Here is a 26,279-nt window from a genome sequence, read left to right on the forward strand (position 1 = left end):
GGAATGCGTCTTGATCTGTTGAAGCAGAACCATACGAACTTAAGTGGCTCAGGGCGCAACGTCGGCTTCGCCGTTTTGCGGCCCGCCATAGTCATTGATGGCGGTATAGTTCACCTTCGATCCCTGACTGGGAAACGTCCCTTTCAAGGGAAACTTCTTTGTTTCGCCTGGCCCCACCATTCCACCTTGATCGAAGGCGGCCACATTACTGCCTCGACCGAACTGGATTCGATCGAATGAGATGTGATAAGGCGTAGGGTTAGTCGCCTCGATCATGTTTTGATCGCCATCGTGTTTCAAATGCCAGATCACCTGAGCAGGCGCATCCGTGACTTGTCCTTTGAGCCCGTTAGGCCGGAAGAAGAACTTAATGCGCGTACGGAAAGCCAGTTGCAGTTGATTGGGGCTTGCTTCATCCCCGGTTGGCTTCGGCGGCACTTCGAGCACATTCAGATAGAAGAGGGATTCCTTGTCGGCAGGAAGCTCCTCACCGGTACTCATGATCCGCAAGGTTTGCGATTTACCCGGATCGATCCGCATGATGGGCGGCATGATGGTAAAAGGCACCTCGATGCTGTCGGGCTTCGCGTTCGGATCGCCCCGGTCGATCCATACCTTGGTCAACCCCGGGAGCTTTCCGTTGTTTGTTAATTTGACGGTATCTGGGGATAACGTGCCTTCTCGAATCCTGCGATCCCAGGCCAAATGCTGGAAACGGATATTAAGGGTTCCAAATGAAAATAGAAAGTCTGGAAATCCTAAATAATTATCCGTTAATAAATGCCTTAAAGCAGTAGTTAGAAATAATTCTAAAGCCGCATTTAGAACTATTTCTAACTTGGTATTTGAAACTGATTTTGGCCCGGCCGCTGGGCGCTTGCGCAGACTAAATCGAATCAGGCGGAGGATTTAGATTATTTCCTAACGCAGTTCCCGAGATTCCGAACTCGATGGCAATCTTTGGCTTATCGGGTGGTCCGCAACGCCATGCCGCCCTCGGTCAGGCTTCTGAGTTCGTCGAGCAGACGCGCGGCTGGACGCGGCAGTATCCCGTCGCGGCGCTGAAACGCTGTCAATGTTCTGGCGGCGCGAACGCCCGGAATAGGCAGAGTCCCCATGATCCCTGCCTTGCTTTCGGAGTCGTACATCGGTTCCGGCATCCAGCTCAGAAACGAGCATTCGGCTACCAGACTTTTAAGCACGGTCACCGAGCGCGTCCGGACGGCAATATCCGGCATGTCGAGGTTGCGAGAGAGAAACGTCTCTCGCATGTGTTCATAAGGGGCTGTACCTTTGGGCGGGATGGCCCACCGCGCGGTCAATGTGTCGGCGAGAGCGAGCTTCGGTTTCTTGCGCAATGGATGGCTGAAAGCTGCTACGACGAAGCTGTTGTCCTCCCATCGGCAGTCAGGTACGGCCACGATCTCGTCGCTGTCATTAGTGGCCGTGCTTAGAGCGAGGTCGATCTCGTAATTGATGAGCCCCTCGGCAAGGCGGTCCCACACGCCTTCGATGATTTCGACGTGCAAGTTGCCCCATTTCTCCAAGACACGATCGACCGCCAAAGGAAGGAAGTGGGCAGCGAGACTGCCAACCGCTCCCACCTTGATCGTTCCTTTGGCGAGTCCGCGCATCGCGTCGATCTCTTCGCGCGCATTTTCTGCCTCGCGCAATAGAAGTTGAGCATGCGGCAGCAAAGCAGCGCCAATATCCGTCAACTGCATGCCTTTGACGTGCCGCTCAAAGAGCGGCGCGCCCACATCTTCCTCCAGACGCTTGATGGTTCGACTGAGTGCTGGCTGAGTCACATTGAGCGATGCTGCGGCCCTTCCGAGGCTGCCGGACGACACGATGGTCGTAAAAGCATGCAATTGATGGAGGTTGTAGCTCATGAGTTCGTTGGGGTGTTCCCTAGGGACACTGGCCTAGGGCATTGGCCATCAACTCAAATTGGGCTTGGAAAAGAGCATCAAAAACAGCCACTTACTTCAGCATATGACATTTCGCAAAAGCTCCGAGCCTTTACCTGAAGGTAAAGGGTTTCGCGAAAAAAAGCAATATTCAAGCATGTCTTGGAAACCCATACTCGTTTCACCGAAGAGCAGAAACGCTCTTGAACCAAAGAGGAATCGCAATGACAGGCAGCGACAAACAAGGCGAAGGAAGCAGTCCGTCGACACACGCCACCGTCAGGGATGTCGTCATTAAGCTCGTGCGCGAACTGGGGATGACGTCGATCTTTGCTAACCCTGGATCGACGGAGCTTCCAATGTTTCGGGACTTCCCTGCCGACTTCCGATACGTCCTGGGCTTACAAGAAGCGGCAGTCGTCGGGATGGCCGATGGCTATGCGCAAGCAACTGGAAACGCAGCGTTAGTGAACCTTCATTCTGCGGCCGGCGTCGGCAACGCGATGGGCAATATCTTCACGGCATTCAAGAATCAGACGCCGCTCGTTATCACGGCGGGTCAACAAGCCCGTTCGATCTTGCCGTTCGACCCGTTCCTTTCCGCCGCACAGGCAGTCGAGTTGCCCAAGCCATACGTGAAGTGGGCGATCGAACCCGCGCGTGCGCAAGACGTGCCGCGCGCGCTGGAGCGCGCGTATCACATCGCAATGCAGGAGCCGCGTGGGCCTGTCTTCGTTTCAATTCCCGTGGATGACTGGGACCAGCCTGCGGAGTTTCATGAGCGCGCGACTGTCAGCAACTCGGTTCGTCCCGACCCGGAGGCATTGGCGAAACTCGGCGCAGCGTTGGACGCATCGAGAACGCCGGCTCTCGTGGTAGGTGCGGGAGTCGACCGGGCGGGCGCATGGAAGGAAGTCGTTCAGCTGGCCGAGAGACATAACGCACGCGTCTTTGTCGCGCCGATGAGCGCGCGTTGTTCGTTCCCCGAGGACCATCGACTTTTCGCGGGATTTCTCCCCGCGATGCGTGAAAAGATCGTCTCGCTGCTCGATGGGCATGACGTCGTTTGCGTCCTTGGCGCGCCTGCCTTTTCGTATCACGTCGAAGGTACAGGTCCGCACGTGCCGGCGGGCGCGGCGCTTTATCAACTCATCGACGACCCCAACGTCGCGGCGTGGACGCCCGGAGGGGCTGCGGTGGTCGGCAACGTCCGCCTCGGCTTGCTTGACTTGCTTGCGCGTGCGGCGCCAGACACGCGTCCTTTGCCTGACCCTCGGCCAAGAGCACCTCGTGCCGAGCCGTCGCCCGTGATGTCGGTCGCCTTCGCGCTGCAAACCCTCGCGGAGGTTCGCGATCCGAACGACGTTGTCGTTGAAGAGGCACCGAGTTCTCGCCCGGTCATGCAACGGTATCTGCCGTTCACAAAGAGCAATACGTTTTTCACGATGGCTAGCGGCGGCTTGGGCTACGGCATGCCTGCAGCGGTCGGCGTCGCGCTCGCTCTCCCCGATCGCAAAGTGATTGGATTGATCGGAGATGGCTCGAGCATGTACTCGATCCAGGCGATCTATAGCGCGGTGCAGATGCGTCTGCCGATCACGTTCGTCATTCTGAACAACCAGCGCTATGCCGCGCTTCAAGAGTTTGCGCCGGTGTTTGGATTCGCTTCCGACGACGCTGTTCAGGGCACTGATCTTCCCGGCTTGGATTTCGTGTCGCTTGCCCAGGGCATGGGTTGTAAAGGTCTCCGTGTCGCGAACGCCGCGGAGCTCGCGGACAAGTTGAAGGAAGCCCTCGAGGCGGGCGAGCCGCGTCTTGTCGAGGTCGTGATTGCCTGAAGGGCCTACAGGAAAAGAGAAACATAAGGCGGAGACTATGAAGACGATTTCGATGCTTATCAACGGAGCGCATGTCGGCGCGAGCAATGGCGCGACATTCCAACGTTCTAACCCCTTGGATCAGGACGTCGCAAGCGTGGCCCCCGCGTGTACGCTGGACGACGTTCGTGATGCAGTGGATTCAGCTGCCGTCGCGTTTGCTCATTGGTCTCAGCAGGGCCCGACCCAGCGTCGTTCCTATCTCCTTAGCGCGGCGCAAGCGCTCGAAGCGAAGGCGGAGGCGTTTGCTTCCGCGATGGCGGCCGAAACGGGCGCTTCGCGCATCTGGGCCGACTTCAATGTGCGATTGGCCGCTGACGGCCTGCGGGAGGCAGCGTCACTGACCACGCAAATTTCAGGCGAAGTCATTCCGTCCGACGTCCCCGGCAGCGTGGCGATGGCGGTTCGGCAACCCGCCGGCGTATGCCTCGGGATTGCGCCGTGGAATGCGCCTGTCATCCTTGGCGTCCGTGCGGTTGCGCTTCCACTCGCTTGCGGTAACACGGTGGTACTGAAGGGCTCGGAAATCTGCCCGGCGACGCACGCACTCATTGCGGAAGCCTTCATGGATGCTGGATTGCCCGCAGGCGTCGTCAACTTCGTCACGAACGCGCCTGCCGATGCAGGTCCGGTTGTCGAAGCGCTGATTTCACATCCGGCTATCCGACGTGTCAATTTCACGGGCTCGACAAAGGTCGGGAAAATCATCGCGGAAAGCTGCGCACGGCATCTCAAACCGTCTGTTCTCGAACTGGGCGGAAAGGCCCCGCTGATCGTGCTCGACGACGCCGACATAGCGGCAGCGGTCGATGCTGCCGCTTTCGGCGCCTTCGCGAATTCAGGACAAATCTGCATGTCCACCGAGCGCATCATCGTCGATCGCGCGATCGCCGACGAGTTTGTTCTTCAGCTCGGTGAAAAGGCTAAGACGCTGCCGCTCGGCGACCCTCGAAAGGGGCCGGTCGTGTTGGGCTCCGTTGTCGATATGGCGACGGTACAACGATGCAACGCCTTGATCGATGACGCCTTGCACAAAGGCGCGACGATGGTCTGCGGGGGAAAAGCAGAGAACACGCTTATGCCTGCAACGCTCGTCGATAACGTTGGACCGAACATGCGGATCTACAACGAAGAGACGTTTGGCCCTGTCAAGGCAATCGTGCGCGTCGACGGCGAAGAAGAAGCGATCCGATGCGCTAACGATAACGAATACGGTCTCGCTGCGGCCGTGTTCAGTCGCGATGTCGCGCGCGCGATGCGGGTGGCCAGCCGCATCCAATCCGGGATTTGCCACGTCAACGGGCCAACCGTCCACGACGAAGCGCAGATGCCCTTTGGAGGCGTCAAAGGTAGTGGCTTTGGCCACTTCGGCGGACAGGCAGGCATTGCCGCTTTTACCGACTTGCGCTGGGTCACTGTGCAAACGTCGCCGCGACACTATCCGTTCTGAGTTACGTCCCTGTCACCCTCGTCAACTCGTTCGACAACTCAGGTAAGACCGCAGCCGCGGTCGACATGTCAACTATGGAAATCGCCGTACTCGGTGCAGGAGCGATGGGGTCGTTGTTCGGCGGCCGCCTGGCGGAAGCCGGTCACTCAGTCACGCTGATCGACATCAATCAACCGCATCTGGACGCTATCGGTGCGAAGGGCCTCCGCTTGGAGATGGATGACGATACTCGCGCAATCACGAACATCAACGCGATACGACCCGAAGCTACGGATAAACGGCCTGACTTGCTGTTGCTCTTCACGAAGTCGATGCACACGCGCGCGGCCTTGTCCGGCATCGAGCATCTGCTCGGCGAGACAACCGCCGTGCTCACGCTGCAAAACGGACTCGGGAACGTCGAAGCGATTCGAGACTTCGTGCCGCTCTCCAACGTGCTTGTTGGCGTTACCACGTGGCCAGCGGACCTTGTCGGTCCTGGCTCGGTGAGCAGTCACGGCGAAGGGAAAATTCGCATGATGAGCGCCGACGGTGAACGCACTTCCCAAGTCAATGCCGTCGCCGAGGCTCTGAATTCCGCCGGATTGAATTGTCAGATCGACGACAACGTCTGGGCAGCTATCTGGGAAAAGGTGGCGTTCAACGCTGCGCTCAACAGCATCTGTGCGGTCACTGGGACGACGGTGGACCAGCTTGGACTGCTGGAGGACAGCAAGAGCCTGGCACTGACCGTGGCCGCCGAGGTCATCGCAGTGGCGAACGCCAGCGGCGTTTCCGCGGATCTGAGCGTGTGCTCGACAAACATCGTTCATGCGATCGAACAGCACAAGGGGCACAAGCCGTCGATGCTGCAAGACGTTCTGGCCCGGCGAAAGACAGAGATCGAAGGCATCAACGGCGCAGTCGTTGAAGTGGCCCGCAGCATCAACGTGTCCGTTCCGCACACGGAGACATTGGCAAAGCTCGTCAGGCTTATCGACGCGCGAAACGCATCAGCCGTTGCGAAGTAGGTAGCCGCGGGCACGTCGACAGAGAACAACAAACGTCCGCGATCATGCATCAAAAGACGCGCCGATCGACCCGGCGCAGCGTACCCAGGAGACATCGCCATGAAGATATGTTTTGCCATGCTCCCGCGCGACGTCGCGGACCTTGTTGCAATCGACAGACCATCGAATGTGTGCGCGGAGGTCGAGCAATGAATCCGCAGACCTTCAGCGCTTCGAACACTGCTGACATTGGCAGTCTTCTCGACGACGGCCCCTTTACGCTCATTCAGAAGTTCGTCGTTTGCCTGGCCGCACTGTCGATCATCATGGACGGCTTCGATGGCCAGCTCATCGGTTACGCCATTCCCACCATCATCAAAGAATGGGGCATAACGCGCAATGCGTTCGCGCCGGCCGTGGCGGCGGGTCTGGTTGGCATGGGCGTCGGGAGCGCGTGCGCTGGCTTGTTCGCCGACAGGTTTGGCCGGCGCTGGGCGCTCATCGGTAGCGTCGTGGTGTTCGGCGCGGCAACCTGCGCCATCGGGCTTGCGCAAGACATACCGATGATCGCCGCGCTTCGCTTTATCGCGGGCCTGGGCATCGGCGGAGCGCTTCCCAGTGCCACGACGATGACCGCAGAGTTCACCCCGGCACGTCGCCGCACGCTCGCCGTCACGTCTACCATCGTTTGCGTGCCGCTCGGGGGCATGCTTGCCGGGTTCTTCGCCGGTGCCGTCTTGCCGACCTTCGGTTGGCGTGGCTTGTTCTTCATCGGTGGCACGATCCCCTTGGCCCTTGGCATTCTGCTGTTTTTCGTGTTCCCGGAGTCTCCCCGCTTTCTCGCTCGCAAGGAACAGCGCTGGACCGAGTTGCGTGCGCTCCTTGCGAGAATGTCGCGGCCGATTAGTGCGCAGACGACTTTCGTCGACGCCGCCGAGCAAAGGCTCGAACAACGCGACGGCTTCGGGTCGCTCTTCGAGCCGGCTCAGCGACGTAACACGATTGCTATCTGGAGTGCGTTTTTCATGTGCCTGCTCGCGGTCTACGCCGCCTTTAGCTGGCTGCCGACCATGCTCGCATCCGAAGGGCTTCCCGTGGCACTTGCCGGTTCGGGCCTGACCGCATATAACCTCGGCGGCGTCTTCGGGGCACTCATCTGCGCCTTGGCCATCACGCGCTTTGGTTCGCGTTGGCCGCTCCTGGTGTGCTGCGCCGGAGGATGTGCGAGCGCCTTTTTCCTGCGAGGCGTTGATGTGGCAAGTCACACGAGCCTCTTGGTTATCGGTCTGGGCGTCCACGGTCTCTTCGTCAATGCAGTTCAGTCGACGATGTACGCCTTGTGTGCGTATGTCTATCCGACTCGCGTGAGAGCAACCGGCCTCGCTTCGGCGCTCGCGTTTGGACGACTCGGTGCGATCCTCAGCGCATTCGCTGGCGCCGTCGTCATCACCGTGGGCGGAGCGTCCCTTTATCTCGCGATGCTCGGGGTCGCCATGCTGTTGGTACTGATCTCGCTGTCGCAGGTCAGAAACCATATCCCGGCGCTTCGTCAGAAGCGGCTGGTCACGCAAGTCGTCACTGAGTAGCGCGAGGTCGGCGACTGGCATGAGCGGCGCATTCTCGCTCCGTCTGCCAGTCGCAACTGCGGTTGGTCTTCCTCTGTCGTCGCTCGACGGCCCGTGACACACGCCAAGAAATTGCTTTCTTCCCCACGTTTCCAGTTCGGTCAAGCAAGACACAATCATGGCAAGAGCGTTTCCCCATATCTTCTCCGTCGGTGACTATCGTTCCGCGGCTCGGCGTCGGTTGCCGAGGATGGTATTCGACTATCTCGAAGGCGGGGCCGACGACGAGTCCGGCCTGACGCACAATCGTGCCGCCTTTGACAAGTGGGAATTGCGTCCGCGGCGTCTTGTCGATGTGAGCGAGCGTGTGCAGTCTACCGAGCTTCTGGGGAGACAAATTTCGTCGCCGCTCGTGATCGCGCCGACAGGTCTGAATAGTGCGTTCTGGCCCGACGGAGATCTTGCGCTTGCACGCGCTGCAAGCAAGGCTGGAATCCCGTTCGCACTCTCTACCGCGTCGAACATGTCGATCGAGGCGGTAGCAAGGGGAGCGGACGGAGACTTGTGGTTCCAGTTATACGTAGTACACCGGAATGTGGCGAAGAGCTTGGTCACGAGAGCGCGAGAGGCTCGTTATTCGACGTTGATCCTGACCACGGACGTCGCGGTAAATGGATTCCGGCAGCGCGATCTGCGAAACGGGTTTGCTATGCCATTCAAAGTCACTCCACGAGGCGCTCTCGATGGCATTTCGCATCCCCGTTGGCTGTGGTCCTACCTGACGAATGGTATGCCGCAGTTGAAGAACTTCGCGACCGATGACGCCTCTGATACCGCCTCCCAGGCTGCGGTGCTGCGGCGGGAAATGGACGCGAGCTTTAGCTGGGACGACCTCCGTCGCTTGCGCGACGACTGGCCCGGAAAGCTGCTCGTCAAGGGCGTCGTGACGGCTGAAGATGCCGCGCGATGCGTGGAAATCGGCGCCGACGGTGTCATAGTCTCGAATCATGGCGGACGACAGCTCGCGGATCTTCCTGCGCCGATCGACGCATTGCCGGGCATCTCCGATGCGACGCCGACCACCGATCTCATTCTGGACAGTGGTATCCGAAGAGGGGCCGATGTGGTGAAGGCGGTCGCATTGGGCGCGACGGCCGTGATGCTTGGGCGCGCCACTTTGTACGGACTCTCCGCGAAAGGCGAGGCCGGTGTGTCCGATGTCATCGCGATGATCAAAGAGGAAATCGACCGGACCCTCGCCCTCATCGGGTCCAGTTCGATAATGGAAGTCAATCGGAGTTGTGTCGCTCGGCGGCCTTTGTAGCGGAGGGGGCAGCCATCGGTTCACCCTTTTCTTGACGTTATAAGGATGACTAATGACAGATCCGTTCTGATCGGCACACAGATGCGAACCCAACGCCGAGACAAGCGCCGACATTAAGCACATAGAGAAAAAATCCAACGGTGCATGCTGGCAATGATGCATTTAACGCGTGAAAAAAAGCTTGCATTCTCCGCGCAGAAAACTATCTTGAGTTCATAAAACGATTCTTCGCCTGGCACCGGAGGAGACCCATGCCAGCTACACGTATGATGATTGCGCGCCGCGCCGGGGTGAGCGTGGCAACGGTCGATCGTGTGCTGCGCGAAGACCAGCGGGTGCGCCCCGAAACGGCCGAACGTGTACATCTCGCGTTGGCCACGCTGCGCGACGAACGCGCAAGCCGCGGCAGGCCTGCGAAAACCACATCGTTCCGGGTCGCCTTCGTCTTACCGCAAATCAATTCCCGCTTTCTCGATCAAGTCGAACGCGATATCGCGCTGTCCGCCAGCTTCTTTCGCGAGCATCGTCTTGTCTCGTCGTTTTACCGTTGCGACCTGTCCAGCCAGCGCGACGCGATCTCACTCGCACAGCAATTGATCGACTACGACGCGCTCGTGCTCGTGCCGCTCGATTACCCATGGGTCGAGCGGATGATTCAGGACATGATGGATGCCAACGTGCCCGTCGTTACGGTCTTTTCAGATTTGCCGTCGAGTGCGCGCGCCACGTACGTGGGTGTCGATAACCGCATGGCCGGACGAACGGCGGGTCTGCTGATGGGCCGCTTCGTCGGTTCGCGCATCGGCACGGTCGCCGTGCTGTCGGCGTCGTCGCGTCTGCACGATCAGCTCGAGCGCCGGACGGGTTTTTCCCAGGTGCTCGAAGAGGACTTTCGCAACCTGCGCTGGCTCACGGAGCCCGATTTCGCCGAAGACGACGACAGCGCCGGACTCGCCGTGCAAGGACTGACGGCGGGACATCCGGATCTGGTCGGCGTGTATGTGACGTGCGGCGGCATTTCCGGCATCGCGTCGACGCTGCAGGAATCGGGCGACAAGGCGCGCGTCGTACTGATCGGCCACGAGTGCACGGCCGATACGCGGGCGCTGCTGTCGGAGCGGGCGATCGACGTGATCCTCGATCAGGACGTGCGCGGCATTGTCCATTGGGCCGGTCTCGCCGCTCTCAACTTCCTGAACGACGTGCGCGGCGTGCCTTCCATCCCGACGCCCGAAACCCGTATCTATCTTCGTGAGAATGCGCATGCCTGAAGCTCGCGACACGCGGACAGTTCGCTTCGGTCCGCCAGAGCTCATATGCAGCGTCCGGCGCATGGGCGCTGTCTGTCATCAGTTTGAGACCCGACAGAGACAAGGAGAAGACACATGTTACGTCTTACGTCATCAAGGGTATTAGCGGCGCTCGTCGCGTCGCTGGGACTGAGCTTCGGATCGGCGGCGCATGCGCAGGGCAAGCAGTTGACGCTATGTTGGGCCGCATGGGACCCCGCCAATGCGCTCGTCGAATTATCGAAAGACTTCACGGCGAAAACCGGCATTGCAATGAAGTTCGAGTTCGTGCCGTGGACGAGTTATGCGGACCGCTTCCTCAACGAACTGAATTCGCATGGAAAGCTGTGCGATCTCATCATCGGAGATAGTCAGTGGATTGGCGGTGCCGCGGTCAATGGACACTACGTCAAGCTCAATGATTTCTTCGACAAGAACAAAATCTCGATGAACGACTTCGTGCCGGCGACCGTCGTCGGCTACGCAGAGTGGCCGAAGAACACGCCGAATTACTGGGCGCTGCCCGCGATGGCGGACGCCGTGGGCTGGACCTACCGCAAAGACTGGTTTGCGAGGCCCGAACTGCGCGCGGAGTTCAAGCAGAAGTACAAGCGCGAACTCGAGCCGCCCACGACGATGGACGAACTCAAGCAGACAGCCGAGTTCTTTCAAGGACGAAAGATCGACGGCAAAACCGTGTATGGCGTGTATATCTTCACGGAGCGCGGCTCGGAAGGGATCACAATGGGCGTGACCAACATGCTCTATAACTTCGGCTTCGAATACCAGGACCCGAAGAAGCCGTATCACCTGGAGGGCTTCGTGAATTCGCCAGGCGCGATAAAGGGACTCGAATTCTATAAGGCGCTTTACAAGTGCTGCACGGCGCCCGGCATGACGAACGCCTACATGCAGGAAGGGCTCGATGCGTTCAAGTCGGGGCAGGTCGCGATGCAGATGAACTGGTTCGCCTTCTTCCCCGGCCTGTACAAGGATCCGAATGTCGGCGGCGACAAGATCGGCTTCTTCGTCAATCCGAAGGAAACGAAACAGTTCACGCAGCTTGGCGGTCAAGGCATATCCGTCGTGTCGTACTCGGATCACAAGGCCGACGCGCTCGAATACATCAAGTGGTTCGCGCAAGCCGATGTGCAGAAGAAATGGTGGCAACTCGGCGGCTACTCGGCGGCGAAGTCGGTGGTGGACGCGCCGGACTTTCCGAAGAGCGCGCCATTTGCGCCTGCATTCCTGAAGTCGATGTCGATAGTGAAAGACTTCTGGGCCGAGCCTACTTATGCCGAGTTGTTGCTCGACATGCAAAAGCGCGTGCACGACTATGTGGTTGCGGATAAGGGCACGGCGAAAGAAGCGCTCGATCTGCTCGTCAAGGACTGGAACAAAGTATTCAAGGCGGAAGGGAAGAACTAGCGTTACCGCACATGAACGCGCGGACCGGCGAGCCGATCGATCTCGCCGGTCCGCGACAACAAGGAGTCAGGCATGTTGGCAAACAAGCCTTTTCCTCCGGAAGGGTTGCAGACCAAAGCGCAGACGCGCGCGGCCGCGCGCTTGCGCGGACTGTCTGACCGAACCATCGCGTGGCTGTTCATTCTTCCGACTATCGTGCTGCTGCTCGCCATCAACATCTTTCCGTTGATCTGGGCATTGCGGCTCTCATTCACGAACTTCAAGTCGAATATGCCGAGCGTGCCCGCGCGCAATGTCGGCATCGACAATTACACGGACATACTCACCGACGAAGACATCTGGTACGCGATGCAGGTGACGGCGCGCTTCGTTTTCTGGTCGGTCGGACTCGAAGTGCTGCTCGGCTTCGGGCTCGCACTGCTGATCAACCGGCAGTTTCGCGGCCATAGTTTCTGGACCACGCTGATTCTGCTGCCGATGATGCTTTCGCCCGCTGTCGTCGGCAACTTCTGGACCTTTTTGCTGCAACCGCAAACGGGTCTTTTCAACGACATCGTCGGCTTTTTCACGGGCATTCCGCCGAACTCGTTCCAGATGATCGGCGATGTGCCGCTCGCACCGTGGACGATCGTCATGGTCGATGCATGGATGTGGACGCCCTACGTGATGCTGATCTGCCTGGCGGGATTGCGTTCGATTCCGGACTACATCTATGAAGCGGCCGAAGTCGATCGCGCTTCGCCATGGCGTCAGTTCTGGTCGATCACACTGCCGATGACGCTGCCGTTCCTGATGCTCGCGATCCTTTTTCGCGGGATCGAGAACTTCAAGATGTTCGACATGGTGAATCTGCTGACATCGGGCGGGCCGGGCTCCGTGACGGAAACCGTGTCGATCACGCTCAAGCGCGCAGCCTTCGAGAAGTGGAGGACGGGTTATTCGTCCGCGCTCGCGATCATTCTGTTCGTTGTCGTGTTCGGTGCGGCGAACATCTATGTGAAGGCGCTCAACCGGGTGAAACAGCGATGACAGACCTCGCCCTTCAACAGTCGGTGGTGGCTGCATCGCCGCGCAGCAAGACGTTTGCCGCAGTCGTCGTGATCGCGTATGCGCTCATCGCGACGCTGCCGATCGTCTGGATCATCATGACGAGCTTCAAGACGCAGGAGGATGCGATCGCGTATCCGCCCGTCGTCGTGTTTCATCCGTCGATGGAAGGTTACGTGAATCTTTTCACGATCCGCTCGCGGCAGACGCCGGAGTTCATCGCGAGTTTGCCGCCCGCAGAGACCTGGTACGACCGCGATGTCCGAAAGCGCAACATGGTGATTGCAGGGCCGTCGAAGGTCCTGCCGCGCTTCGTCAATTCGCTCGTGATCGGGTTCGGCTCGACCTTTCTTGCGGTGTTTCTCGGCACGTTGGCCGCCTATGCGTTTTCGCGCTTCAAGGTGCCGCTCGCCGACGATCTGCTGTTCTTCATACTGTCCACGCGAATGATGCCGCCCATCGCGGTGGCGATTCCCATCTATCTCATGTATCGCACGCTCGGCCTCGCCGACAGCTACCTCGGCATGATCGTGCTCTATACGGCCGTGAACGTGTCGCTGGCGGTGTGGCTACTCAAAGGATTCATCGACGAAATCCCTCGCGAATATGAGGAAGCGGCGCTTGTCGACGGATACACGCGGTTGCAGGCCTTCGTGAAGGTCGTGCTGCCGCAGGCGATCACCGGCATTGCTGCGACGGCGATCTTCTGTCTGATCTTTGCGTGGAACGAGTACGCGTTCGCATTGCTGCTGACGAGCGGCGACGCGCAGACGATGCCGCCGTTCATTCCGTTCATCATCGGCGAGGGCGGGCAGGACTGGCCAGCGGTCGCGGCCGCGACGACGCTGTTCGTGCTGCCCATCCTGATCTTCACCGTTGTGCTGCGCAAGCATCTGTTGCGCGGGATCACCTTCGGAGCGGTACGCAAATGAAAGCCCAGCCCGTCATGCCGCGCCGCCGTCTGTTCCGCAGGCGCTACGGCGAGGGCGCATCGACCGTGCTGATCGGCCTCGGCATTGCGATGCTCGTCCAGCCGTTCACGGTCGATCTCTACACCTGGTCGTTCCCTGTGATTCTGGCGGGTGCGCTGGCATTCGTCGTGACGAGTCACTTCCCGGAGTGAGCCATGTCGACGATCGTTCTATCCAACCTTCATAAGCGCTTCGGTGACTTCACCGCCGTACACGATACGAATCTCACCGTGAGCAACGGCCGCTTCGTGGTGCTGCTCGGACCCTCCGGTTGCGGCAAGACGACGACGTTGCGCATGATCGCCGGGCTCGAACTGCCGACTTCGGGCCAGATTCTGATCGACGGCGAAGATGTCACGGGGCTGCGTGCGCGTCAGCGCGATATTGCATTCGTGTTCCAGATGTTCGCGCTGTATCCGCATATGACGGTACGTAACAACATCGCTTTTCCGCTGAAGAACGAGGGTATTGCGCGCCGCGAGATTGCCGCGCGCGTCGATGCGGCCGCGCATATGCTTCGCATCGAAAGCCTGCTCGACCGAAAGACGGGGGGGCTGTCGGGCGGCGATCGGCAACGCGTCGCCCTGGGCCGCGCGATCGTCCGGCACCCGAAGGCTTTCCTGATGGACGAGCCGCTCGGCACGCTCGATGCGGATTTCCGCGAACTGATGTGCCTCGAGTTGCGCAAGCTGCATAACGCGCTCAACGCGACGACGGTCTACGTGACGCACGACCAGCGCGAAGCGATGGCGATGGCCGACGACATCGTCGTGATGAGCGGCGGCGAGGTGCTGCAATCGGCGTCGCCGCATGAGGTCTATCACTTTCCAGCGACCGTGTTTGTCGGCAGCTTCATCGGCAGCCCGCCGATGAATTTCCTGGCGGTGGATGGCGGCGTCGAAGCGGGCGCGGAATCGGTCTCGCTCTCCGGCGTCGCCGTGTCCGTGCCGCGCACGGCTACGTCCGCGGCGAAAGCGCTGCTCGGCGTGCGGCCAGAGCATGTCGTGATCGACGAGCGCGGTGCGTTGCGTGGACGCGTGATCGCGGATGAATATCTCGGCTCGCATCAGATTCTCGTCGTCGAAACGGCACTCGGCGTGATGCGCGTGCGGGTCGGCAAGGACGAAGGACTGGTGGCAGGGTCGCAGGTCGGGATGTCGTTCGCCAAGGAGCGCACGCTCCTCTACGACGCATCGAGCGGCAAGCTGCTGCCCGGCGCCGCGCGGCAGATGGCCGTCAACGGAAGCGGCAACGGAGGCGCTTATGTCTGAAATTCGCTTGCGTGGCGTGACGAAGCGATTCGGCGATATCGTCGCGGTAGATGATGTGTCGCTCGACGTGAAGGAGGGCGAGTTCGTCGTGTTGCTCGGTCCGAGCGGCGCGGGCAAGACTACTACGTTGCGGCTCATCGCAGGTCTCGAGCGGCCCGACGATGGCGAGATATTCATCGACGGCGCCGCCGCGACGGACATGCATCCGGCGGACCGCGACGTCGCCTTCATCTTTCAGCAGTATTCGCTGTATCCGCATCTGACGGTGTTCGGCAACCTGGCGTTTCCGCTGCGCTCCCCGCGGCGGCGCGTGAGCGAGGCGGAAGTCGCCGCGCGCGTGCAGTCGGTCGTGCAGATGTTGCATATCGAGTCGAAGCTCGGCAATCTGGCGACGCGTCTGTCGGGCGGCGAGATGCAGCGCGTGGCCATCGGACGCGCGCTCGTGCGTCAGCCCAAGGTGTTTCTGATGGACGAGCCGCTGTCGTCGCTCGACGCGAAGTTGCGCGAGGAACTGCGGATAGAACCGAAGCGGCTGCATCGCACGATCGGCGCCACGATCATCTACGTGACGCACGATCAGGTCGAAGCGACCACGCTCGCGGACCGCATCGGCATTCTCGAACACGGGCGCATCGTGCAGGTGGGCGCGCCGCGCGACGTATATGGCAACCCGGCTTCGCTAGGCGCCGCGCAACGTCTCGGCTCACCGCCCATCAACTTGCTGCCGCCCGTGTTGTTCGATCCTGCCACGATGCCCGCAGGCACCTCGACGGTCGCGATCCGTCCTGAAGACATCGTGCTGCACGCGCACGATACGCGCGACGTGCTCAATCTTCGCGTGCTCGAATATTCTCCGCTGCGGCATCTGCTGATCATGGAGCGCGACGGCACCGCCATCGTCGCGACAACCATGACCGAGCGCAATTTCACGCCGGGGCAGACAGTCGGCGTGTCGCTACCTCTGCGCAGTCTTCTCTATTTCCGCTCCGACGGCAGGAGGATTCCGGCATGAACGGGAAAACGGTCATGGCGTGCATTGAAGCCGCGCACGCGACGCTCAAGGAACATACGGACGAGATCGCCGCGCTCGATCAGCAGATTGGCGACGGCGATCATATCTTCAACCTGTTGCGGGGCATGGATGCGCTGTTTGCGATGCGCGCCGCTATCGAGGCCGAGGCGTTTGCGCCCGCGCTGGACCAGGCCGCCTCCAAATTGCTGTCGACGGTGGGCGGTTCGTCGGGGCCGCTGTTCTTTTCGTTGCTGCATGGCATGGCGAAGGCGGCGCAGAACGCGGACACCTTGAGTGTGGCGGACGCGGCGCGGATCTTCGCCGCGGGCGTCGATGCCGTTGCCCAGCGAGGCAAGGCCGGCACCGGCAGCAAGACGATGATGGACGTGCTCATCCCTGTCGCGTCGCGCTTCATGGAACTGGCCGAGCGCAGTGCGCCGCGCGAAGCCGTGCTCGATGCGCTGCCGCGGACGGCTGAAGAAGGCATGCTCGCGACGCGCGACATGCTCGCGACCAAGGGGCGCGCGTCGTTTCTCGGCGAGCGCGCGCGCGGGCATATCGATCCCGGCGCACGGTCGAGCCAGTTGATGATCGGTGCGGTATGCGCGCGGCTCGCGCAATACAGAGAGTGAAAGGAGCGCAGGCCATGAAAAAGTTCATCAACCATGTCGACGACTTTCTGACTGAGAGCCTTGCCGGATTCGCCGCCGCGCATGACGATCTCGTCGTGCTCAATCACGAACCTGTGTTCGTGCGGCGCAAGACGTTGAAGCCGGGCAAGGTCGCGCTGGTCTCGGGCGGCGGATCGGGACACGAGCCCTTGCATAGCGGCTTCGTCGGGTACGGAATGCTGGACGCCGCGTGCCCTGGCCAGGTGTTTACTTCGCCGACGCCCGATCAGATGATGGCAGCCGCCAAGGCCGTCGATACGGGCGCGGGCACGCTCTTCATCGTGAAGAACTATTCCGGCGATCTGATGAACTTCGAAATGGCATCCGAAATGTCGGAGTTGCCGAATGCGATGGTGCTGATCAACGACGATGTCGCGGTCGAAAACTCCAGTTATACGACGGGCCGGCGGGGCGTGGCGGGTGCGGTGATCGTCGAGAAGCTGGTGGGCAGTCTCGCCGAGAGCGGCGCCGATCTCGAACAATGCAAGGCGTTCGGCGACCGGATCAACAAGCATACGGCGTCGATGGGCGTCGCGTTTTCGAGTTGCACCGTGCCCGCAGCGGGCACGCTGACGTTCAAGATCGGCGACGATGAAATGGAGGTCGGCGTCGGCATTCATGGCGAGCCAGGGCGGCGGCGAACGCGCTTTGCCGCCGCCGACGCGATCGCGGCAGAACTGCTGACGGCGATCGTCGCCGATCTGAAACCGGGGAACGGCTCGGAGCTGCTGGTCTTGATCAATGGGCTGGGCGGCACGCCGCTCGGCGAACTGTATCTGCTGTTCAATTCCACACGCTCGTGGCTGCAGCAGCGCGGTCTCGCGGTCACGCGCGTGCAGGTCGGATCGCTCACGACGTCGCTGGAAATGGCCGGTGCGTCGATCACCTTGTGCGTGCTGGACGATGAAATGAAGCGGCATTGGGACAGCCCCGTGCATACGCCATCGCTCAGGTGGGGAATGTAGATTCGCTGGAACGTTTGCAATCGTCCGGTCGCTCGGCCGGAATTGCGTCCTCTTTCACGAGCCATCAGTTTTGTTTATCGGCATATCGGCGACGCGGCCCTTGCGCGCTTCGCCGCGCGCCGCGTCCCAGCGGCCTTCCGCGCCTATAAAACCCCATGCGTAAAGGCAAAGTTCTGGTTTACGCGTAGTACCCGGCCTGCCTCCTTCCTCGCTACCCTTCGGCTTCAGTTTCCCTAAAGCAAGCCCGCTCGGCCACGCATTCTGAAGGAGTAGCGCACATGGCACGGATCATCGGAGGCATCGCCGCCTCGCACACGCCGACCATCGGTTTCGCGTTCGACAAGAACAAGCGCGACGATCCCGTCTGGGCGCCGATCTTCGAGAACTTCGCGCCGCTCGCGAACTGGCTCGCGGAAAAGCAGCCCGACGTCATCGTCACGATCTACAACGACCACGTCACGTCGTTCTTTTTCGATCACTATTCGGCCTTCGCGCTGGGCGTCGGTCCCGAATGGCGCGTCGCGGACGAAGGCGGCGGCGCGCGCGATCTGCCGCCGATCAAAGGTCATCCCGCACTCGCCGCGCACATCGGCACTTCGCTGATGACCGATGAATTCGACATGTCGTTCTTCCAGAACAAGGCGCTCGATCACGGCTGCTTCTCGCCGCTTTCGATGCTGTGCCCGCACAAGCCCGAATGGCCGGTCAAGCTCGTGCCGCTGCAGATGGGCGTGCTGCAATTGCCCGTGCCGAGCGCGCGCCGCTTCTACAAGCTCGGGCAGGCGCTGCGCCGCGCGATCGAAAGTTATCCGGAAGACATCAAGGTCGCGATTCTCGCGACGGGCGGTCTTTCGCATCAGGTTCACGGCGAGCGCTCGGGCTTCAACAACACCGAATGGGACGCGCGCTTCCTCGATCTCTTCGAGCGCGATCCCGAGCAGCTCGCGAACATGACCATCGCGGAATATGCGGCGCTCGGCGGCTACGAAGGCGCCGAAGTCATCATGTGGCTGACGATGCGCGGTGCGCTTTCGTCGAACGTCGTGTGCAAGCATCGCAGCTATTACCTTCCGTCGATGGCAGGCATCGCCACCGCGATCTACGAAGGCGAGGACAGCGAGACCAAGCCCGCGATCGTCGAGCGTCATCGTCAGAAGATGGCCGTTCAGCTCACCGATGTCGAGAAGCTCGAAGGCACGTATCCGTTCTCGATCGAAACGGCGGTGCGCGCGTATCGCATCAACGATTATCTGCATCGCATGGTCGAGCCCGCGCATCGCGAGGCATTCAAGGCCGATGAAGAAGCGAGCTTCGAAGCAGCGGGCCTTTCCGAGCAGGAACGCGATCTCATTCGCCGGCGCGATTGGCGCGGCCTGCTTCATTACGGCGTGATCTTCTTCATGCTCGAAAAGCTCGGCGCGGTGACGGGCATATCGAATCTGCATATCTACGCCGCGATGCGCGGCGAAACGCTCGAAGCGTTTCAAAAGACGCGCAACGCACCGGGCGCGTTGTATTCGGTCGCGGGCAAAGGCTCGGAGAAGCTCGACTGGGACAAAGCGGAAAAGGCCAGAAGCTAAACACGAACGCGTTGCATGGGACCGGAGTAAGCGCAGAAGCACCGACTCCGGCCAACAGGGGACAGGAGACAAACATGACTAGCGGTAAAACCATCGACATCAAGGGCTTCATCGACGAACGCCCGATTTCCGCCTACCAGTGGCTGCTGGTGGCGCTGTGCTTTCTCATCGTGACGGCCGACGGCATGGACGTGGCGATCATGGGCTTCGTCGCGCCATCGATCATCGCGGACTGGCATATCTCGCGGCCCGCGTTCGGCCTCGTGATGAGCGCGGCGCCCATCGGTCTCGTGATCGGCGCACTGGCGGCGGGACCGGCATCGGATCGCATCGGGCGCAAGTGGGTTCTGATTACCTCGGTATTCCTCTTCGGCGTCTTCACGATCGCGACCGCGTTCACGAATTCGCCTTCCAGCATGGCGCTTTTGCGCGTACTGACCGGCATCGGTCTCGGCGCGGCGATGCCCAACACGACGACGCTGCTCTCCGAATACGCGCCGCAACGCAAGCGCGCGCTGCTCATCACGATCATGTTCACCGGCTTCAATCTCGGCTCCGCGCTGATCGGCTTCGTCGCGGGCTGGCTGATTCCGGTGCACGGCTGGCGCTCGGTGCTGATCTTCGGCGGCGCGCTGCCGCTCTTGCTGATCCCGCTGCAAATCTGGCTGCTGCCTGAATCCGCGCGTCTGCTCGCGGTGCGCGGCGCGACCTCGCAACGCATCGGCAAGGTGCTCGGCCGCGTGTGCGGCGCGCGTTTCGATGGTAGCGAAACGTTCGTATCGAACGAGCCTCCGCTGCCGACGAAGAAGCCGATCGGCGTGTTGTTCTCGCACGGCTACGGTTTGATGACGGCAGCGCTGTGGGTCACGTATTTCATGGGCCTGCTCGTGATCTACCTGCTGACCGGCTGGCTGCCGACGCTCATGAAGGACGCGGGCCTCACCGTTTCCGCAGCGGCGAACGTCACGGCGATGTTCCAGATCGGCGGCACGATCGGCGCGATCATCGTCGGATGGATCATGGACAAGGCGCGTCCGGCGCCCGTCATCAGCGCGGCGTATCTCGGCGGCGCGGTGTGCGTGCTCGGACTGGCGTGGATCGGCGCGCTGTCGTCGTCGCTCGCGGTGCTCGTGTTCGCAGCGGGCTTTTGCATGAGCGGCGCGCAAACCGGTCTCAACGCCTTCGCGCCGGGACGTTATCCGACCGTCGCGCGTGCAACCGGCGTGAGCTGGATGCTCGGCATGGGCCGCTTCGGCAGCATCTTCGGTTCCGCATTCGGCGGCGCGTTGCTCGGCCTCGGCTGGGAGTTCGGCGCGATCCTCGCGATGCTCGCCGTGCCCGCGACGCTCGCGGCAATATCGATTCTCGTCGCACAACGCACGCGTGCCGACGAAGCACACGCACAAACGACTGCAGCACACTAGTACCTGGAGTAAGGGATGATCATCGACATTCACGGCCACTACACGACCGCGCCAAAAGCGCTCGAAGGGTGGCGCAACCGGCAGATCGCCGGCATCAGTAATCCATCGGAGATGCCGGCTGCTTCGGAGTTGCATATCAGCGACGACGAACTGCGCGAATCGATCGAAAGCAATCAATTGCGCCTGATGCGCGAACGCGGCCTCGATCTCACCGTGTTCAGTCCGCGCGCGAGTTTCATGGCGCATCACATCGGCGACTTCGAAGTGTCGAGCACGTGGGCCGCGATCTGCAACGAGCTGTGCTATCGCGTGAGCGAACTGTTTCCCGATAGCTTTATTCCGGCGGCGATGTTGCCGCAGAGCCCGGGCGTCGACGTATCGACGTGCATTCCCGAGCTCGTGAAGTGCGTCGAGCAATACGGCAATGTCGCGATCAACCTGAATCCGGATCCGTCGGGCGGGCACTGGACGAGCCCGCCGCTTTCGGATCGCTCGTGGTATCCGATCTACGAGAAGATGGTCGAGTACGACATCCCTGCGATGATTCATGTGAGCACGAGCTGCAACGCGTGCTTTCACACGACGGGCGCGCATTACCTGAACGCCGACACGACCGCGTTCATGCAGTGCCTCACGTCCGATCTGTTCCGCGATTTTCCGACGCTCAAGTTCGTGATTCCGCATGGCGGCGGCGCGGTGCCGTATCACTGGGGGCGTTTCCGCGGACTCGCGCAGGAGCTGAAAAAGCCTTTGTTGAAGGATCATTTGCTCAACAACGTGTTCTTCGATACCTGCGTCTATCATCAGCCGGGCATCGATCTGCTGACGCGCGTGATTCCCGTCGACAACATTTTGTTTGCAAGCGAAATGATCGGCGCGGTGCGCGGCATCGATCCTGAAACGGGACACTATTTCGACGATACGAAGCGCTACGTCGAAGCCGCGCAGATCGAGCCGGAAGCGCGCTACAAGATTTACGAAGGCAACGCGCGCCGCGTGTATCCGCGCCTCGATGCGGCGCTCAAAGCAAAGGGACGTTGATATGTACGAACTGGGTGTGGTGTATCGCAACATCAATCGCGCGAATGCGGATGCGGCCGCCAGGCTCGGCGCACTCGGCTCGGCGACCGTGCACGAAGCGATGGGCCGTGTCGGCCTGATGAAGACCTACATGCGGCCGATCTATGCGGGCGCGCAAGTGAGCGGCACGGCCGTGACCGTGTTGCTGCAACCGGGCGACAACTGGATGATGCACGTCGCGGCCGAGCAGATTCAGCCTGGCGATATCGTCGTGGCCGCATGCACGACGGACAATACCGACGGCTTCTTCGGCGATCTGCTCGCGACGAGCTTCAAGGCGCGCGGCGCGCGTGCGCTCATCATCGACGGCGGCGTGCGCGATGTGCGCGTGCTGACGGAGATGAACTTCCCCGTATGGAGCCGCGCGATTTCCTCGAAGGGTACGGTGAAGGCGACGCTCGGCTCGGTGAACATTCCGGTCGTGTGCGCGGGCGCATGGGTCACGCCGGGCGATGTGATCGTCGCGGATGACGATGGCGTCGTGGTCGTGCCGTCCGCATCGGCGCAACAGGTGCTCGATAAAGCCACTGCGCGCGAGGCGCTCGAGGAAGAAAAACGCGCGAAGCTCGCAAGCGGCGTGCTCGGTCTCGACATGTACAAGATGCGCGGACCGCTGGAAAAAGCGGGCCTGCGCTATATCGACTGACGCGCATGAGCATCACCGGTATCTCTTCGATGGGCACGCGCCAAGTGCTGAACGATCTCGCTTGCGCGTATGAAGCGCAGTCGGGCCAGCGCGTTGCGATCGTATCGGTGGGCGGCGTCGCGGCGGTCAGGCGTATCGAAGCGGGCGAAGCGTTCGATATTGTCGTGCTCGCTTCGGATGCGATCGATCGGCTCGCGGCATCAGGACACGTCGACGCAGCGAGTCGCGTGCGGATCGCGCGTTCGGGCGTTGCGATCGCGGTGAAAGCGGGCGCGCGGCGTCCTGCCATCGACGATGAAGCCGCCGTGCGCGAAGCCGTGCTCGCGGCGCGCACCATCGGTTATTCGACGGGGCCGAGCGGTGTCTATCTGACGCGTCTGTTCGAGCGTTGGGGCCTCGCTCAACGCATCGCATCGCGCATCGTGCAGGCGCCGCCGGGTGTCGCTGTCGGCGCGCTCATCGCGCGTGGCGAAGTCGAACTCGGCTTCCAGCAGTTGAGCGAGATGATCGGCGTCGAAGGCATCGACGTGCTCGGTATGTTGCCGCCGGCGATTCAAACGCAGACGGTATTCGAAGGCGCGATCGGTGCGAACGCAAGCGCATCGAAAGATGCTCGCGCGTTCCTGGCGTTTCTCGGTTCGAGCGATACCGACGCGACCAAAATCGAACACGGCATGGAGCCGGTCAACTAAAAAAAGCGCGCAACCATTGCGCGCTTTTTTCATTTCACGACGTCATTCAGCGACGGCGTAACGTTCGAGCCAATGCGCATAAGGCGCGGGCAATGCCCACGACGGCTTCTCGACCTTCAACTGCTTGGCTGCCTGATACGGCCAATGCGGATTCGACAGATGCGCGCGGCCGATCATCACGAGATCGAGTTGACCGGATTCGACCGCGTGTTCCGCGTTCGGCGGCGAATCGAAGCCCCACGCCGACGCAACCGGTATCTCCGCTTCTCGGCGCACGCGTTCCGCGATCGGGCCGAGGAACGCCGGTCCCCATGGAATGCGCGCATCGGGCGTCGAGAAGCCGACGCTCACGCTCATCAGATCGAGTCCTTTGCGACGCAGCGTCTTCGTCAGTTCGATGGATTCGTTCAGCGTGGCTTCATCGCGGCCGTCGTATTCGATGACGCCGAAACGCGCCGTCAGCGGCAGGTTCTCGGGCCACACTTCGCGCACCGCGTCGAAGGTCTCGACGATGAAGCGGCTGCGTCCCGCGAGATCGCCGCCGTATTGATCGTCGCGCTGGTTGGCATCGACGGAGAAGAAGCTTTGGGCGAGATAGCCGTGCGCGAAGTGCAGTTCCAGCCATTCGAAACCCGCTTCGCGTGCGCGACGCGCGGCCGCCGCGAAGTCGGCCTTCACGCGCGCGATGTCGTCGAGCGTCATCGCCTTGGGCACTTTCGGCAGCCCGCCGCCGAATGCGACCGCCGATGGCGCGAGCGTGTCCCAGCCGCGTGCATCGTCGGACGGGATGTGATCGTCGCCTTCCCACGGACGATTCGCGCTCGCCTTGCGGCCCGCATGCGCGATCTGGATGCCGGGCACCGCGCCCGCCGCCTTGATCGCCGCCGCGATGTTCTTCATGCCTTCAATGTGCGCGTCGTCCCAAAGACCCGTGCATCCCGGCGTGATGCGGCCTTCCGGCGATACACCCGTCGCCTCGACGATCACGAGGCCCGCGCCGCCGCGCGCAAGGCTCGCGTAATGGCTCAGGTGCCAGTCGTTGACGAAGCCGTCGATGGCGCTGTACTGGCACATTGGCGGAATGGCGATGCGGTTGCGCAGCGTAACGTCCTTCAATTTGAAAGGAGTGAAGAGTGCTGACATCTGTGGTTCTCTGTATCAATGAAGGCGTTCAGATTAACCGTTCAGTGTCATAATGAAAACTATCCGCAGATTATCGGTTCGATAAAATTTCGTGATGCTCAATCCGCAATGGCTGCGCACCTTTCTCGCGCTCGTCGACCTCGGCAACTTCACGCGCGCCGCCGAGCGGCTCGATCTGACGCAGGCCGCCGTGAGCCAGCATCTTCGTCATCTGGAAGACGAACTGGGCCTGCTCGTGGTTCGCCGTCCGCGCGGCATCGAACTCACGCCGGCGGGCAGGGCGTTGATCGACTATTGCAACGAGATGGAACTGGCGGGCAAGCGTCTCGCGTCCCGGCTGTCGGATAGCGAAGACGAAGCTGGCGAAATCGGCCTCATCACGCCGGGCAGCATCGGGCTCGTGCTGTTTCCGCTGCTGCTCGATTTGCAGCAGCAGCGTCCGGAATGGAAGATGCGTCATCGCTTCGCGCCCGATTCGGAAGTGCTCGAAGCCGTGCTGGAGAGCCGCTACGACCTCGGCATCGTCGCGTTGAAGCCCGACGATCCGCGTCTCGCGGCGAGCAGGTTCATCGAGGAGCCGCTCGAACTCGTCGTGCCCGCGAACGAAGACGTACACGAATGGAGCGATCTCGAACGGCTCGGCTTCATCGACTATCCGGAAGCGCACATGACAGCGAGCCGTCTGCTGAGCCGCCGCTTCCCGGGCAATCCAGGCGTCGCGAGCTTGCGCCGGCAAGGCTTCAGCAATCAGATCAGCCTCATACTGGAGTTCGTCGCGCGCGGACTCGGCTTCACGGTGATACCGCGTTATGCGCGCATCGCGTTCGGCCAGCCGGAAGCGATCGGCGTGGTCGAATGCGGCGCGCCGGTGATCGATACGCTGTGGCTCATCCGCCGCGCGGAATGGCCGCTGCCCGCGCGTTGCGCGCGGACCGTGGAGTATTTGCGGGAACGTGTGGGCGTTCCCACAATCAAGGCCGATTCGAAGAAGAAGCGTCGGCGCTAGTCAATGTCCCCAGCGCAGCACGAGCGGATCGAGCTTGCGCGCGACTTTCAGCAAGCCTTCGCGCACGGCAGGATGCATCGGCGCGAGCGGGTGACGCACTGCATCCGAGCGAATCACGCCGCCTTCCTTCATCAGCGTCTTGCACGCCGCGAGACCGCACTGACGGTTCTCGTAGTTGATGAGCGGAAGCCATTGCTGATACAGCTCGGCGGCTTTGTCGGAATCGCCCGCGAAGTAGGCATCGACGATCTTGCGGATGCCGTCGGGGTAGCCGCCGCCCGTCATCGCGCCGGTCGCGCCCGCGTCGAAGTCGGGCATCAGCGTGATCGCCTCTTCGCCGTCCCACGGACCGACGATCGCATCGCCGCCGAGTTCGATCAGCTCGCGCAGCTTCGATGCAGCCTGCGCCGTTTCGATCTTGAAGTACGACACATGCTCGACGTCGCGCGCGAGCTTCGCGAGAAACGACGCGGAGAGCGGCGTGCCAGCGACAGGCGCGTCCTGAATCATGATCGGAATGTCGATCGCGTTCGATACTTCGCGATAGAACTCGTGGATGCCGCGCTCGCCCACGCGAATCGTCGCGCCGTGATAAGGCGGCATGATCATGACCATTGCGGCGCCCGCGTCCTGCGCGGCGTGGCTGCGCTCCGCACAGATGCGCGAGCTGAAATGCGTCGTCGTGACGATCACCGGCACGCGGCCCGCCACATGTTCGAGCACGGTGCGCTGAACGGTGTCGCGTTCCGCATCGGATAGCGCGAACTGCTCGGAAAAGTTCGCGAGTATGCATACGCCGTGCGAGCCGGCATCGATCATGAAATCGATCGCGCGCTTCTGGCCCTCGAGATCGAGGCGGCCCTGATCGTCGAAGATGGTCGGAGCGACGGGAAAGACGCCGCGATAAACAGGTGCAGCCATTGAAGTAAGTCTCCTTTG

Annotated in this window: 24 protein-coding genes; 20 read left to right on the top strand and 4 right to left on the bottom strand. The window is 61.3% G+C overall.

The window, feature by feature from the left end; translation table 11 throughout:
* Positions 1 to 48 precede the first annotated feature (48 nt).
* Positions 49 to 705 (bottom strand): fimbria/pilus periplasmic chaperone, encoded by a 657-nt coding sequence (locus BG60_RS19820; RefSeq protein ID WP_277621794.1) that lies wholly within the window; start codon positions 703 to 705, stop codon positions 49 to 51.
* A gap of 260 nt (positions 706 to 965) precedes the next feature.
* Positions 966 to 1,892 carry a LysR family transcriptional regulator gene (locus tag BG60_RS19825; protein WP_008348956.1) on the bottom strand — a complete coding sequence of 309 codons (927 nt, stop codon included), beginning with the start codon at positions 1,890 to 1,892 and terminating at the stop codon, positions 966 to 968.
* A 242-nt stretch (positions 1,893 to 2,134) separates the two neighbouring features.
* Between BG60_RS19825 and mdlC the strand changes: the two genes are divergently transcribed.
* The 19 genes from mdlC to BG60_RS19920 all read left to right on the top strand — a co-directional run bounded on the left by mdlC (position 2,135) and on the right by BG60_RS19920 (position 23,191).
* Positions 2,135 to 3,748 carry a benzoylformate decarboxylase gene (gene mdlC / locus BG60_RS19830; protein WP_034472421.1) on the top strand — a complete coding sequence of 538 codons (1,614 nt, stop codon included), beginning with the start codon at positions 2,135 to 2,137 and terminating at the stop codon, positions 3,746 to 3,748.
* Positions 3,749 to 3,785: 37 nt separating this feature from the next.
* On the top strand, positions 3,786 to 5,237 hold the full coding sequence (locus BG60_RS19835) for an aldehyde dehydrogenase (protein ID WP_008348953.1): 1,452 nt from the start codon (positions 3,786 to 3,788) through the stop codon (positions 5,235 to 5,237).
* 74 nt (positions 5,238 to 5,311) lie between these two features.
* Positions 5,312 to 6,247, top strand: coding sequence for a ketopantoate reductase family protein (locus BG60_RS19840; protein ID WP_280519344.1), 936 nt, complete (start codon positions 5,312 to 5,314; stop codon positions 6,245 to 6,247).
* A 188-nt stretch (positions 6,248 to 6,435) separates the two neighbouring features.
* A complete protein-coding gene (locus BG60_RS19845; protein WP_008348949.1) occupies positions 6,436 to 7,812 on the top strand; it encodes an MFS transporter in 1,377 nt (458 codons plus the stop codon).
* 157 nt (positions 7,813 to 7,969) lie between these two features.
* A complete protein-coding gene (locus BG60_RS19850; RefSeq protein ID WP_008348947.1) occupies positions 7,970 to 9,115 on the top strand; it encodes an alpha-hydroxy-acid oxidizing protein in 1,146 nt (381 codons plus the stop codon).
* Positions 9,116 to 9,366: 251 nt separating this feature from the next.
* Positions 9,367 to 10,386, top strand: coding sequence for a LacI family DNA-binding transcriptional regulator (locus BG60_RS19855; RefSeq protein ID WP_174447738.1), 1,020 nt, complete (start codon positions 9,367 to 9,369; stop codon positions 10,384 to 10,386).
* Between the two features lie 114 nt (positions 10,387 to 10,500).
* Positions 10,501 to 11,832, top strand: a complete 1,332-nt coding sequence (locus BG60_RS19860; RefSeq protein WP_008348942.1) for an ABC transporter substrate-binding protein — start codon at positions 10,501 to 10,503, stop codon at positions 11,830 to 11,832.
* Between the two features lie 72 nt (positions 11,833 to 11,904).
* On the top strand, positions 11,905 to 12,861 hold the full coding sequence (locus tag BG60_RS19865) for a carbohydrate ABC transporter permease (protein WP_008348939.1): 957 nt from the start codon (positions 11,905 to 11,907) through the stop codon (positions 12,859 to 12,861).
* Positions 12,858 to 13,811, top strand: coding sequence for a carbohydrate ABC transporter permease (locus BG60_RS19870; RefSeq protein WP_008348938.1), 954 nt, complete (start codon positions 12,858 to 12,860; stop codon positions 13,809 to 13,811). The genes BG60_RS19865 and BG60_RS19870 overlap by 4 nt, the downstream gene beginning before the upstream one ends.
* A complete protein-coding gene (locus BG60_RS19875; RefSeq protein ID WP_008348936.1) occupies positions 13,808 to 14,002 on the top strand; it encodes a hypothetical protein in 195 nt (64 codons plus the stop codon). The genes BG60_RS19870 and BG60_RS19875 overlap by 4 nt, the downstream gene beginning before the upstream one ends.
* Before the next feature lie 3 nt (positions 14,003 to 14,005).
* A complete protein-coding gene (locus BG60_RS19880; protein WP_034472427.1) occupies positions 14,006 to 15,121 on the top strand; it encodes an ABC transporter ATP-binding protein in 1,116 nt (371 codons plus the stop codon).
* The gene (locus BG60_RS19885; RefSeq protein WP_034472429.1) at positions 15,114 to 16,133 is read left to right on the top strand and encodes an ABC transporter ATP-binding protein; all 1,020 of its coding nucleotides are present in this window, start codon (positions 15,114 to 15,116) and stop codon (positions 16,131 to 16,133) included. Before BG60_RS19880 ends, BG60_RS19885 begins: the two co-directional genes overlap by 8 nt.
* Positions 16,130 to 16,765, top strand: coding sequence for a dihydroxyacetone kinase subunit DhaL (dhaL, locus tag BG60_RS19890; RefSeq protein WP_008348928.1), 636 nt, complete (start codon positions 16,130 to 16,132; stop codon positions 16,763 to 16,765). Before BG60_RS19885 ends, dhaL begins: the two co-directional genes overlap by 4 nt.
* A gap of 14 nt (positions 16,766 to 16,779) precedes the next feature.
* A complete protein-coding gene (dhaK, locus tag BG60_RS19895) occupies positions 16,780 to 17,769 on the top strand; it encodes a dihydroxyacetone kinase subunit DhaK (protein ID WP_008348926.1) in 990 nt (329 codons plus the stop codon).
* A 278-nt stretch (positions 17,770 to 18,047) separates the two neighbouring features.
* The gene (locus BG60_RS19900) at positions 18,048 to 19,349 is read left to right on the top strand and encodes a gallate dioxygenase (protein WP_008348615.1); all 1,302 of its coding nucleotides are present in this window, start codon (positions 18,048 to 18,050) and stop codon (positions 19,347 to 19,349) included.
* Between the two features lie 74 nt (positions 19,350 to 19,423).
* Positions 19,424 to 20,773: an MFS transporter gene (locus BG60_RS19905; RefSeq protein WP_034472432.1), complete on the top strand. Its 1,350-nt coding sequence runs from the start codon at positions 19,424 to 19,426 to the stop codon at positions 20,771 to 20,773.
* 15 nt (positions 20,774 to 20,788) lie between these two features.
* The gene (locus BG60_RS19910) at positions 20,789 to 21,814 is read left to right on the top strand and encodes an amidohydrolase family protein (protein ID WP_008348613.1); all 1,026 of its coding nucleotides are present in this window, start codon (positions 20,789 to 20,791) and stop codon (positions 21,812 to 21,814) included.
* A gap of 1 nt (position 21,815) precedes the next feature.
* On the top strand, positions 21,816 to 22,499 hold the full coding sequence (gene ligK, locus BG60_RS19915) for a 4-carboxy-4-hydroxy-2-oxoadipate aldolase/oxaloacetate decarboxylase (protein WP_008348612.1): 684 nt from the start codon (positions 21,816 to 21,818) through the stop codon (positions 22,497 to 22,499).
* A 5-nt stretch (positions 22,500 to 22,504) separates the two neighbouring features.
* Positions 22,505 to 23,191, top strand: a complete 687-nt coding sequence (locus BG60_RS19920) for a substrate-binding domain-containing protein (protein ID WP_152563221.1) — start codon at positions 22,505 to 22,507, stop codon at positions 23,189 to 23,191.
* Between the two features lie 42 nt (positions 23,192 to 23,233).
* Here the strand turns inward: BG60_RS19920 and BG60_RS19925 are convergent, their stop codons facing one another.
* A complete protein-coding gene (locus tag BG60_RS19925) occupies positions 23,234 to 24,334 on the bottom strand; it encodes an NADH:flavin oxidoreductase/NADH oxidase (protein ID WP_008348610.1) in 1,101 nt (366 codons plus the stop codon).
* Positions 24,335 to 24,428: 94 nt separating this feature from the next.
* Between BG60_RS19925 and BG60_RS19930 the strand changes: the two genes are divergently transcribed.
* A complete protein-coding gene (locus tag BG60_RS19930; protein ID WP_008348608.1) occupies positions 24,429 to 25,340 on the top strand; it encodes a LysR family transcriptional regulator in 912 nt (303 codons plus the stop codon).
* On the opposite strand, the gene BG60_RS19935 is transcribed toward BG60_RS19930, so the two are convergent.
* Positions 25,341 to 26,261, bottom strand: coding sequence for a dihydrodipicolinate synthase family protein (locus tag BG60_RS19935; protein WP_008348606.1), 921 nt, complete (start codon positions 26,259 to 26,261; stop codon positions 25,341 to 25,343).
* Positions 26,262 to 26,279 lie beyond the last annotated feature (18 nt).

Source organism: Caballeronia zhejiangensis (assembly GCF_000698575.1).
Taxonomy (GTDB): domain Bacteria; phylum Pseudomonadota; class Gammaproteobacteria; order Burkholderiales; family Burkholderiaceae; genus Caballeronia; species Caballeronia zhejiangensis.